Below are 13,278 nucleotides of genomic sequence, written 5' to 3'. Positions count from 1 at the left end.
GCTGAGGATTTGGCTTCTTTTCAAACAGTTACAGAATCATGGGTCACAGAAAAAGGGAATTATGAGCTGAAAGTTAGCGCTTCAAGTACTGACATCAAAAGAACCGCTTCATTTTTCGTAAAAAAGGATTGGGTTATCGAAAAAGTTCATAGAAGCATATCACCACTTGTTCCTATTAATGAATTGACAAAGTAAATTCAAGTATGCTGGGTTAGAAGTGTTAAAACCAGTAGCAAGAAAGGAGGATTAGATGAAGAATTATTTGAAGATCGTTAAAATAGATGAGAATTCAATTACACCTAAGTACCTGCAGCTGATCAATTCCATTCTGAGCGGTGTAGAATCCGGAAAAATTGCAGAAGGCGATATTTTACCATCAGTTTATGATTTTAGCATAGCACTGGAGACATCCCGAAATACCATAGAAAGAGCCTATAAGGAACTAAAGAAACTAAATGTCGTTAAATCGATCACGGGTAAGGGATACTTTATTGCCAACACGGATTTTAGCCGGCCAACAAAGGTTCTGTTATTATTCAATAAATTAAGCAGTCACAAAAAAATCATGTATGATGCTTTCGCCGACGTATTGGGAAGCAATGCTGCCATCGATTTCTATATTTATAACAATGATTTCAGTGCTTTTAAAAAGCTGATCCTTGAAAAAATAAATAGTTATGCCAAATTCGTCATTATCCCTCATTTCATTGAAAGCCCTGTAAATACTTATGATGTGATCAATAGTATCCCTAAAGAGAAACTGATCCTTATGGATAAGTTGGAACCAGGAGTCACAGGACGTTTTGGGGCTGTTTATGAGGATTTTGAGCGGGATATCTATAAATCTCTGGAACAACTGTTGAATAAACTAAATCGTTACAATACGATCAAAATTATATTCCCGGAACACTCGTATTACTCGAAGGATATTCTGACAGGTTTTCTTAAGTTCTGCACACAATATGCATTTGAATACGAGATACTTTCTTCTTTAGATCACGAGACAATAGTTGAGGGGACTGTCTATATTAATTTAATGGAGGATCATCTGATCGAATTATTAGAAAAGATCATATCCATAAATTTAAAAGTCGGCTCCGACGTAGGGGTCATATCCTACAATGAAACGCCTGTCAAAAAAATTATTCTGGATGGCATAACCACCATTTCAACCGATTTTCAATTAATGGGCGAAAAAACAGCTGAATTGGTTTTAACCAATTCCACTGAGCATATTGCCATTCCTTTTAAGGTAACCAACAGGAAATCACTTTAATCGGGATCGAATTAAACGAACCTCCGTTCAACGAGAACCTTTGCTAAGCTATTAGAAACGGGTCATGGAGGTTGGGGCAGGTTGAACCATTTCTTCTAAATAGATTTGAATATAAATAAGAGAAGGGCTTGGAATCTTCTTTTATAACGAACCAATATACCGATAAGCCATTTTTTGTTTAACCTTTTGAAGTGCGAGCTTCAAATACCCTAATTATTGAAAATTATGAGAAAAATTTACAATCTTCTCAGCAGGATCTATTTACCGTTGACGGTAATTTTTTTGCTGCTTTCGTTATCATTTGATTCATTTGCACAAGTACTGAAAGTGTCAGGTACTGTAAAAGATGAAAAAGGCGTTACGATGCCCGGCGTTTCAGTTACTGTAAAAGGGACTACTCAAGGAGTTAGCACCGATCCAAATGGTAAATTCAGCCTGACGGTATCCGGTACAGCAACACTGATTTTTAGATTTGTGGGATATACCACTAAGGAGGAGGCGATTAATGGTAGGTCTGTGGTTAATGTATCACTTGTATCCGAATCCAGTAGTTTAAGTGAAATAATTGTCACTGGTGTTTTTGATAAACGGACCGCAATGAATGCCTCGATTGCTATTTCATCAATCAGCGCTATCCAGATAGAAAAGCAGGCTCCACTCAGCTCCGCCGATCTCCTGAAAAACATACCAGGTGTTTACGTCAATTCTTCCCTTGGCGAAATCAGAAATACCGTTTATTCCCGGGGGGTATCAGTGGGATCTAACGATGGCGCGTCTGGTTACTATTACGTGTCAATGCAGGAAGATGGGTTGCCGGTTACAAATGCAACATACGGAAATTATGGCCCGGACTATTTTTCCCGCCCGGATGCGACTTTGGGAAAGCTGGAGGCCCTTCGGGGCGGTACTGCATCTATCCTGGGTAATAATGCTCCTGGTGGGATTTTTAACTATATTTCAAAGCAGGGAGGGCAAGCGTTTGAAGGCGAAGCCAGGATAAAGTACGGACTTGAAGGCGATGGCCGCAATCCATATTACAGAGGAGATATTGACTTTGGGGGGGCCTTAAGTAAAGACGGCAGTCTTACTTATAATCTTGGAGGCTTTTACAGAAACAGCGTAGGCGCCAAAGATCCCGGATACCCCCTCAATAAAGGCGGCCAGATAAAAGGTAATATTGTTAAAAAGTATAGAACGGGCTCTATTAAGATCTACGGAAAATACCTTAACGATCACAACGGTTGGTTTGAATTTACGCCAACTACAGGTTTCACATATCCTAAACCGGCTACAGGTTTCACACCGTACTCATCTGTGCTTATTCCGAACGTAACACAATCCTATCCGGTTAACGATAATGGTACAGCCACATATAAATCCAGCAGCTTGATCCATTCAATTGACCGTTCAGCAGGAGCAAATTGGACGCAGCACCTGGATTCGGGTTTAACTTTTAACAATGCTATCAGGTATTCAAATAAACAAGCCGATTGGAACACCACCGCGATAGTAAATCCGTTAGCTCTGAATGATTTTGTAACCGCTTCAATTTTAGGATATCTTGGAAGAACGGGCACAACAACACTTACCAATGCCCGCACAGGTGCACCCCTGGCTACAATTTCATCATTTACCGGCTACGATTACAATATAACTAATACTGGTCTTCCCGGTGGAAATGTTTCTCCTAATTCTGTGTTTTTTGAACCATTAAATGTTAATAACAATAAAGTTAAAGAGCTACTTGATCAGTTCTCTTTTTCTAAGAAGGTTAAAAACATGAGCTTTACTTTAGGTGGTTTCTATGGATATACCCTTGTTAATGAAATTACCGGTATTGCCGGCGTCGCCGCGGGCACTATTCAAGACCATCCCGATCTTGTTAATATTAGTTTTGCCGACCCTTCAGGCAAGGTTTATCAGCTAACAAATCCTAATGGGGTAAGTGGTGTCGGAGGGTCAGGCTTGACGGTAAATAACGCTACTCAAAATCAGGTGGCCTTATTCTTTGGGCATAACTGGCAAATAACGAATAAACTTAATGTTGATTATGGATTCAGGTTTGAATCGATGCATCAGAAAGGATCTGTCAGGCCAAATGTTGGCAACCCAAAGAGTTCAGACCCGGCTTACGGCGGTGCTGATGGTAACCCTTTGACTGTTTATGACAATTATGGTGGAACTGCAGGTACCCCACTACCGTTTAACAAAACCATCAATACATTTTCCTATTCAGCAGGTTTAAATTATACAATAGATAATCATTTCTCTATTTATGGCCGATACTCCGAGGGAAACAAGGCGCCAGATTTAAGTACATATTTCGCAGCCAACACGGTATTTGCAAACAGTTCCTTAAACCCGCAGGCCCAGAAAGTTGATCAGGCCGAAATGGGGGTTAAGGTAAGAGATGGGAGTTTTACAGCCTTTGTGACTCCATTTTACAGCGTGTTAAGTCATGTTCCCAATGTTCAGACGTTCACCCTGGCTGATGGAACTACAAGCTACTCTCCGCCGGTATTATATGAAAAAATCAAAACCTATGGATTAGAGCTGGAAGCCAATATTAATATTACAAAGGATTTCAGTATAAAAGGCGTTGGAACGTTTCAGACCTCGAAAGCGTCTACTTATAAAGTATGGATAGCTAATCAGCCAGGACCGCAGGACGATGCGATCATGGATTACTCAGGGAATAAAGCCGATAATAGCCCTAATTTAATACTTAACGTTACACCATCATACAACGTAGGGAATTTCTTTTCATTTGTAACATGGTCTTACCTCGGTGCACGGGAAGCCAATGTAGCCAATGCTTTTAAATTACCCGGTTTTAGTCAGTATAACCTTGGGGCAGGCTACAATTTCACTAAAAAGTTCCAACTAAGTGCGAACATTAATAATATTTTAAATAAATATGGCGTAATGAGCTGGTCAAGGCCCGGTACGTTCTTAACAGCATTAGATCGCGAAGGGTATACAAAAACAATGTACGAGGCTGATGTAAAGGCAAATACGCCTTATTCAACTATTGCTATTCCGCCGAGGGCTTATTTTTTAACACTTACATATAAATTCTGATCGTATTGTTAAAGGGCTGATGCAAGGATTTATCCCGGCATCAGTCCCGGGATGCCATAAAGTCAATAATGTTATCAAACAAAAATGCATGTACTTATCCGGGCTGATAAAAGATCATATTAGGTTTAATCAATGAATCTGCTGTGATTTAAGCTATAGAAAAGAATTGACCGGGTTTAAAAAAATATCCAATGAAAAAATCACTTCTGTTTTGCTGTATTTGTGCCGTGATAACGGTAACCATTTGTATGGCCTTTAACATTAAAGGAACATTAACCGTGCGGCATAAAAAGGCATGGTTTCCACATTTTGACTTTAATGCAGCAGTTTTTAAAGAGGCTCCGCGCGAGTTCGGGCCTTTAACCCGCTGGTGGTGGCCAGGTAATGATGTTAACAACCAGGAACTCCAAAGAGAGGTCAGGATGTTTGCCGACAACGGTTTTGCAGGAGTTGAGGTGCAGCCTATTGCAAACGGCTTGAGTCCTAAAATGCCCGCGGAACAGTCTGACAGGGTGTATAGTTGGGATACACCCTCATTTTACGAACACCTACGGGCCGTAATGGAGCAGGCGCAAAAATCAAATATAATTGTAGATATGAATGGGGGCAGCGGATGGCCTTTGGGAGGTGCATTTATAGGGCCGGATGAAAGTATGCGGACTCTTGCGATATCAGATACCGTCATCGAGGCAGGAGCGGTGTTTAACGATCAATTACCTGCTCCGCATAATCATGACATGAAAGCAGGCGGAATGATGGACGCACTGTTACGGGGAAATGTCATCGATAATAAATGGGCCAGAATTAAGAGTGTCGTTGCCGTTCGCTCAATTGGGATGCATGGAACACAAACTATACTTGATCCCAAAACAATAATAGATCTGACTAAAAAGGTAAATGGGAAAAAGCTGAGCTGGCAGGCCCCTGCAGACGGAAAATGGAGATTGATTGTATCATGGGATATCCTTACAGGTGAAAAACCATCTTGTATAGCATCAAATAAGACAAGTTATGTCATTGACCATATGGATCCATTGCTTGTAAAAAAAGCCTACGACCATTTATTGGTCTCTGAAACAGGCCTTCCTGCTTATTATGGTAACCCTTTGCGGGCTGTTTTTAATGACAGCTATGAGTTTCATGTGGATAGGATCATTTCTCCGGATTTTTTGGATGTTTTTCAAAAAATGAACGGATATAATATAGCTCCATATTTAGCTTCTGTTTTTCAGAAAGGGTATGATCATCCGGCTTATTTAGCTGCAGCATATTTTGGGGCGAAACCCGCTTTTATGTTTAACGAAAATGAAAACTGGCGGATGATGTATGACTATGACCGCACCGTAAGCCGGGTTTTCCAGGATAATTTTATTAAAACGAGTAACAGATGGATGGGGGCCCATGGCCTGTTGCATCGGACCCAGGCTTATGGCTTTCCTGGTGATCTGATAGGTAACGCCGGAGCGGCTGATATACCTGAAGCGGAGCAGCTATTTGCAGAAGGATCAGAAGGGTATCTGAAATTGATTACTTCCGGTGCTCATTTAAATCATCGACCGGTCATTTCACAGGAATCGTTCGTATCCATATACAGGGCTGAAATGACTACTCCTCAAAAAATAAGAGTATGGGCAGACAAATCGTTTGCCTGCGGGATTAACCAGTTGATCTATCATGGATCGCCCTATAAGTATAACAATGGTGAATTTGGCAAAGAAGGTTGGAATACATTTTCATCTCCTTACATGCCCTTTGTTAATTTCTCCAATGGGATGAATGAGTCAGATAATTTCTGGAAAGATATAAAGGCCGTAAATCAATATCTTACAAGGTGCCAATATGCATTACGGTCCGGAAGGCCCAAAACCGATGTGCTGATCTATATGCCGTTTGTTGATCTTACCGAGGATCAGATACCCGTAAATCCAGAGGAAATATTAAACAAAGGATACTTTAAAGGCGTGGAACCGGACATTAAGGGCTTTGGTATTTATGACGGCCCGAAAAGCCTGATCAACGTGTGGTATACAAAGCTTTGGAAGACGGTTAATGAGCTTGAAGCCAAAGGAATTTCCTGGGAATTTGTAAATGATGAACGCCTTCAGAAAGCCACCTGGCAATCGGGTAGGATCAATATTGCAGGGAACCAATACCAGGCACTGATATTGGCAAATCTGCCTTATGTCGATCTTGGTACTGCGAAGCACATCAATACTTTAAGTAAAAAAGGATTGCGGCTGTGGAGTGTTGGGGAATTACCCCGGAGGCAGCCGTCGTTTCTCAACTACGAAGCCAACGACAGGTTGACCAAAGAGTTGATTGCCGAAGCAATTTCACAAAAAAACAGCAAACAAATAAATGGACAGTTACCGCTGCAAACTATACATCAAACAATAAAATTTTCACAGCCGGTTACATTTTCCAGAGGGATTACCCGCCAGATGTCTGATGGCAGCCAGCTTAAATTTATATTGAATAAAACGGACCAGTGGCAAACTATCGGGCTTACGGTAGATAAAAGTTTTGACAATACCTATTGGCTGAACCCGGTAAACGGAGCTATTGAAAAGGATAACGGGAATACCGGAAGCTATCAATTGCCTCCCTATGGTTCGATTTTTTTTTATGCGGCAGCGAAATCCATTCCTTCTAAATTGATTACGCCTGTAATATTAAGCAGTTATAAGGCCGCGGATATCGTAAAGATCGATAACTGGAAAATTAACGTTGGGGATGAGGAGCTCGAAAACAGTGCCTTATTGGATTGGCGCAGTAATGATCGGTTAAAATATAAATCAGATAGCGGTCTGTATACTTCAACATTTAATTTAGACAAGGTTATGCCAGGTAAACACTATTTCGTTGATCTGGGGCAAGTATTTTATGTTGCAGATGTAAAAATCAACGGCAAATCAGCAGGCAACTTGCTTTTTTCACCATACAGTCTGGATATAACCAATTTTATTAAAAAAGGCAGAAATGCTATTGAGGTAACCATCACTACGAATAGGAGGAACAAATTTGTTGGCAACGGAGCAAATGGTGACCCATTTTACAAGCAATTTAAAGGGAAGGAAAAGACATTGGTACCCTCGGGTTTGGTAGGCCCGGTAATTATTAAATCTTTATAACGGCAGGTCAAGCCATTAAATGACCGTACGGGGCCAGGAAAGGTAACTGAAAATTCATAATAAAAGTTGCTGGTTCGGATAGCCAGGCTGATTTTAAATGGCGTAATAAAAATACGCACAGGTAAACCTTACACATAAACCCGGATGAGCCGGGCAAATTCAACAAAAAAACCTGTTAAACTGCTAAATTGCTTGATCAAGCAACATAGAAAGGGGGAGCGCAAAAATACGCTTGCAATTAACAAAAAAAGGCCTTTTTCAATACGAAAAGGCCTTTTTTTACTTGGTGATCACTATGGTACAAATTTCGAACTCTTTTATTGAGGATTGTAAGAAAATTGTGGCGTTGAATCGGATGATAAACTTAAATACGATTAATATTCTACCTGAATAAGGTATATTCAAGGAAAGTAACTTATTTTGAATAATGCACAGTACCTTAGAAAATAAACAGTAATACTTGCAATGATTTTTGAATTTACTACAGCACCAGGTTTTGACTTTATCACACTCTTTGCAAAACAGATCAATGCTCCTGTAAGAGATAATTTCCTGGAAATCCCGAAAACACTTGGAACGGGTTATGTACGTAAAGTTGGATTTGGCGATGATTTCAAACTAACGATCCATCGTTATAATTTGAAAGAAGATCTAATCATCAAACGTAATCCGGCTGCGAGCACTAACGATGTCCGGACCATTTTCTTTTATAACAACACTGAAGATCTTGAAGTGAGGTATAATAACGAGGAAAATAAATCATTTTCTCCCAAAAATGAGTCCTCCATACTCCTATCAACGAATGACTTGCGCACGGAGATCCGTTTCCCTGCCGGCAGCAATATTCATTACGTGGTCGTTGGGATCACTGCTAACCGGTTACGCTCCGTCCTGTCTATTGAAAACCCTAACGGTACGCTACAAACCATTATAGCAGAAAATGCATCCTTTCTTTTTTTCGAAAGCCTGAACGCGGAAATGCAGCTATTGCTTAAAAATATTGTATCCGTAGACGTGAGCAACTCGATGAATAATTTCTATTTGCAGATCAAGGTACTGGAATTAATGTACCTCCTTTTCAGTAAGTTGTCGCTCCGGGAGAACACGACCATTAAAAATATCAACAGCAACGACGCAGAAAAATTGCTCGTCGTCCGAAATGAAATACTGATCGACCTGAGTACTCCACCGGTGATCAGTGAATTAGCCGCTATTGCATCGATGAGTGAAACGAAACTCAAGCAGCTTTTTAAGCAGACATTCGGTGATACGATCTATAATTACTATCAGAAAGCCAGAATGGAAGAAGCCGCCTTTTTGTTAAAACAAGCTAAACATTCCGTTGCAGAAGTAGGCTACGAGTTAGGCTATTCCAATCTCAGCCACTTCAGCAAGTTTTTTGAAAAGCAGTATGGCATCACCCCAAAAAAATTCTCCACCACTTAATAAAACAGGTGCCCTTAAATAAACCAGTTGTCGGATAGGGGCTTTCTTACGTCTTTTTGGGTTATTTTACCCATGTAATAGCTTCTACTTTTGGTCATAGTAAATAAATGACGAAAGTGAAGAAGTTATTCGCGCCATTTCAGAAAGGCACCTTCCAATTGAAAAATCACCTGGTGATGGCGCCGGTCACCCGAAGCAGGGCTATCGGTAACATCCCCACTAAAGTGATGGCTACTTATTATGCCCAACATTCCGGCGCGGGCCTGATCGTTACAGAAGGGACTTCCCCAAGTCCCGAAGGGCTGGGCTATCCGCGGGTTCCGGGGATCTATTGCAAAGCGCAGGTTGCGGGCTGGAAAAACGTTACCGATGCGGTACATCTGAACGGATCAAAAATATTCCTGCAACTGATGCATACCGGGCGCATTGCCAATGTTGCCAACCTTCCCGCCGGCCTGCAACCCGTTGGCCCTTCAGATATCAAAGCTGCCGGTGAGATTTTCACAGATAGCCTCGGTATGCAGGAACATTCTGCTCCGGTAGCCCTTACGCTGGAAGAGATAAGCCGTGTTATTGCTGATTTTATAAAAGCTTCCGAAAATGCGATCCTTGCCGGTTTTGATGGTGTGGAACTTCATGGCGCCAATGGGTATCTCCTGGAGCAATTCTTAAACCCGAATGTTAATAACAGGACAGACCTATATGGCGGCAATATAACGAACCGAAGCCGGCTCGTTTTAGAGATCGCTGAGAGCATTTCCGCTGCTATCGGGCCCGATAAAACAGGCATTCGTTTTTCTCCTTTCTCCCGGGCATGCGGCCAACAGGCCTATTGTCAGGAGGAGGAACATCAGACCTACACTTATCTGAGCGAACAACTGGACAAAACAGGGATCGTTTACATACATATTTCGCGCAATCCTGACCTGCCTGAAAAAACATACCAGGCAATCCGCGAGGCATTTCATCATACGCTCATATTTTCCAACGGATTAACCATGGAAATAGCAGAAGCTATACTTCAGGAAGGATCGGCCAACCTCGTTGCGTTTGGGCGCGGATTCCTGGCAAATCCTTATTTTATTAAGCGTATTGAAAAGAACGGCCTTTGCAATGATGAGGGTCCCGGTAGTTGCCCCTTGCAAAAAGAATACACAGATAATTTACTTAACAAATCCAAATAGTGAAAGCAATACAATACAAAGCATTCGGTAATTCCGATGTGATCGAGTTCGCTGAGATCCCTCAGCCGGAAATCAAAAATGAAAATGAAGTTTTAATACAAGTTAAAGCAGCCAGCGTAAATCCTTTAGACATCAAATTCCGCAATGGCATGATGCAAAAGATGCGGCCCATCAATCTGCCGTACGTACCAGGTGCTGATGTAGCGGGAATAGTGATCGCAACCGGGAACAAGGTAACCAACTTTAAAGCAGGTGATGAGGTGATCGCGGTGACCCGAGAAGGCGGTTATGCCGAATATGCACTGGCATTAGAAAGCAATACAGCTATTAAGCCCGAAAACACCTCTTTTGAAGAATCAACTTCGCTGGTTGTGAACATAGGCACCGCCCAGGCCTTATTGTTTAACGAAGGAAAATTAGCAGAAAGGCAGAAAATCCTGATCCAGGGAGCCGCAGGCGCGACAGGGACCGCCATGGTACAAATGGCCAAAAATACAGGTGCTTATGTCATTGGTACGGCATCCGGCCCCGGCATTGCATTGATCAAAAGCCTCGGTGCAGATGAGGCTATAGATTATAGATCGGGAGATGTCAGCGTATTGATCAACAATGTTGACCTGGTGGTGGATTGCGCCGGTGGCGAATCTCAGCATAAACTTTTCAAAGTCTTAAAGCCCGGTGGTAAACTATTCAGTATCGTAAGTCCGCCTTCTGCCGAACTGGCGGAAAAGTACCAGGTTGAAGCACGGTTTATCAGTTCCAATATTTCAGCGGGTAGTTTGACCGGTGGCCTGGCTTTGGTCAGGGAAGGGAAACTCCGTCCCATCGTTGCCAAAACTTTCCTGTTAGAACAAGCCGCCCAAGCGCAGGATTACGTATCAGCTGGAGGCGTAAACGGTAAAGTTGTGCTGGTAATATCACAGTAACAAAATCAATCAAAAAATACTAACATAATTAAAATGCCTGCAATCAGGCTTAATCAAGAAAATAAAATGAAAAATAAAAAAGTTATCGTAGCCGGTGCAACCGGAATGCTGGGTAGCCAGATCGTGAAAGAACTGCTGCAACAAGGAGCAGAAGTTACCGCTATGGTCAGGGCCAGCAGTAATAGAAGTGCACTCACCCAAATAGGTGTTAAAAATTTTGTGGTGGGCGACATGATGGACCCCGCTTCTTTAAAGCAAGCGCTTTCCCCTGCACATGGGTTTGATGTCATTGTAGCCAGCGCTGCCGGCTATACCCGCCGAAAAAAGGGTGATGGCCCCACAACAGACACTGTTGGTTACCAAAACCTGGTGGACGCTACTAAAGCAGCCGGAATTCCGCGATTTGTATTGATCTCTATTCTTGAATCGGATAAAGCCCGATCTGTACCTCATTTCTATAATAAGTTCCTGATCGAAAAATACCTGAAAGAAAAGGGCCAGCCCTATATCGCCCTCAGGCCGGGTGCTTTCCTTAACCAGACACCGGATTTTATTCTCCCGAAGATCACCAAAGGCATATTGCCTACCTTCCTGACCGGGACTTACGGGATCATTTATACGCCCCAACTTGCCAAATATACCTCTTTAGCGGCGGTAAGCTTACCCGACTCTGTGTTAAACACTTCCATAGACGTCGGTTGGGACCACCCAGTTAACGAAAAGATACTTCAGGCGGCATTTGCGGGCGTCCTTCAAAAAAATATCGAGGCCAAGCCGATTATACCACCATTTGTCGTGAACCACGTACTGCCGTTCATAGGCCGCTTCAGCGAAAAGGTCAAAGATATGTATGAAATGATCAGGTGGATCGATACGGGTGTGTACATCAGCAAAAACCAGCAAAGACAAAAAGAACTTTTTGGCGAGTTGCCTACAGTTGAAGAAAGTGTGGCGCAATACTGCCGGGACAACGGCCTGATCTAACAAAAATATCTTCCATTTCAAACAGTACCATTTACAATAAAACAAAATAAAAATCCAAAAGATCATGAAACTATTAGAAAAGGTAACATTAGGAAAACAAACATTACAGAACGCCATGGCGATGGCACCAATGACCCGCAGCCGTGCCAATGGCGAAGGTGTTGTATCTGACCTGACTGTATTATACTATACACAGCGTGCCAGCGCCGGCCTGCTGTTGACAGAGGCCATTAACATTTCGGAGCAGGCCCTGGGCAGCCCCCTGACACCCGGTCTGTACAGTCAGGAACAAATTGATGCCTGGAAGAAAGTGACGAAATCCGTTCATGACAACGGATGTCTGATCTATGCCCAGCTTTGGCATACGGGCCGTGTAGGGCATTCCGTAGATAGAAATGGGAAACTTCCGGTAGCACCGTCCGCGATCGGAATCAAAGGGCAGCAGCATTTTACCTCCAAGGGAATGAAAGATTACGAAACACCCCGGGAATTGAGGGTCGCAGAGATCAAACAGATCGTAAAAGATTACGGCCAGGCGGCCAGGAATGCTATCGAAGCAGGTTTTGATGGTGTTGAACTACATGCCGCGTTCGGGTACCTGCCAAACCAATTTTTATCAGAAAGTGCTAATCTGAGAACGGATGAATATGGTGGCAGTGTGGAGAACAGGAACCGCTTCGTGTTGGAAGTTATGCAGGAACTGGTTGATGCTGCGGGAAGTGATAAAGTTGGCATTAAACTTTCACCGACTGTCTATTATAACAATATAGAGAACAGTGAGCCTGTCGCTCAATTCACACCTTTGATCGAAGCGTTGAATGAATTACCACTGGCCTATATCCATCTGATGAATGGCTTGTTTCCATTGGATAACTACCCTCAATACCCTAAGAATGCTGTAGAAACATTCGGAAATATAAGTAAACACCTGGTTATCGCCAATGGCGGGTTTAATAAAGATAGCGGAGAAGCAGAACTGGAAAAGGGGATCGCTAAAATAATCTCTTACGGCTCATTATTTCTGGCTAACCCGGATCTGCCTAAACGTTTTGAACTGGGAGCTGACTTCAATGCGCCGGATCAATACACTATGTATGGTGGAGGCGAACATGGATACACAGACTATCCTTTCCTGAAGGATTGATCTTCATGTTAATTTTTACATTTTTTTAAATAACTCAAAACTGTTTGCCTTCTTTGCCTGTACTTTTTATAGCTCTATACCTGATTAATAATAAATTGCATAAAAA

At 42.3% G+C, this 13,278-nt stretch carries 9 protein-coding genes; all 9 read left to right on the top strand.

Annotation, left to right across the window (positions count from 1 at the left end):
* Positions 1–9: 9 nt before the first annotated feature.
* A complete protein-coding gene (locus SNE26_RS29525) occupies positions 10–195 on the top strand; it encodes a hypothetical protein (protein ID WP_373695591.1) in 186 nt (61 codons plus the stop codon).
* A 55-nt stretch (positions 196–250) separates the two neighbouring features.
* A complete protein-coding gene (locus SNE26_RS09290) occupies positions 251–1,276 on the top strand; it encodes a GntR family transcriptional regulator (protein WP_321559079.1) in 1,026 nt (341 codons plus the stop codon).
* Between the two features lie 225 nt (positions 1,277–1,501).
* Positions 1,502–4,357: a TonB-dependent receptor domain-containing protein gene (locus tag SNE26_RS09285; RefSeq protein WP_321559078.1), complete on the top strand. Its 2,856-nt coding sequence runs from the start codon at positions 1,502–1,504 to the stop codon at positions 4,355–4,357.
* Between the two features lie 191 nt (positions 4,358–4,548).
* A complete protein-coding gene (locus SNE26_RS09280; protein ID WP_321559077.1) occupies positions 4,549–7,488 on the top strand; it encodes a glycosyl hydrolase in 2,940 nt (979 codons plus the stop codon).
* Between the two features lie 465 nt (positions 7,489–7,953).
* A complete protein-coding gene (locus SNE26_RS09275; protein WP_321559076.1) occupies positions 7,954–8,934 on the top strand; it encodes an AraC family transcriptional regulator in 981 nt (326 codons plus the stop codon).
* Positions 8,935–9,050: 116 nt separating this feature from the next.
* Positions 9,051–10,118: an alkene reductase gene (locus SNE26_RS09270; RefSeq protein ID WP_321559075.1), complete on the top strand. Its 1,068-nt coding sequence runs from the start codon at positions 9,051–9,053 to the stop codon at positions 10,116–10,118.
* A complete protein-coding gene (locus SNE26_RS09265; protein WP_321559074.1) occupies positions 10,118–11,044 on the top strand; it encodes an NADP-dependent oxidoreductase in 927 nt (308 codons plus the stop codon). The genes SNE26_RS09270 and SNE26_RS09265 overlap by 1 nt, the downstream gene beginning before the upstream one ends.
* Positions 11,045–11,110: 66 nt before the next feature.
* Positions 11,111–12,028 (top strand): NAD(P)H-binding protein, encoded by a 918-nt coding sequence (locus SNE26_RS09260; RefSeq protein ID WP_321559073.1) that lies wholly within the window; start codon positions 11,111–11,113, stop codon positions 12,026–12,028.
* Positions 12,029–12,092: 64 nt separating this feature from the next.
* Positions 12,093–13,172 (top strand): alkene reductase, encoded by a 1,080-nt coding sequence (locus SNE26_RS09255; protein ID WP_321559072.1) that lies wholly within the window; start codon positions 12,093–12,095, stop codon positions 13,170–13,172.
* Positions 13,173–13,278 lie beyond the last annotated feature (106 nt).

The sequence above is a fragment of the Mucilaginibacter sp. cycad4 genome (genome assembly GCF_034263275.1).
Lineage (GTDB): Bacteria > Bacteroidota > Bacteroidia > Sphingobacteriales > Sphingobacteriaceae > Mucilaginibacter.
The sequence above is the reverse complement of the archived record's forward strand: the minus strand, read 5'-3'. Positions and strand labels throughout refer to the sequence as shown.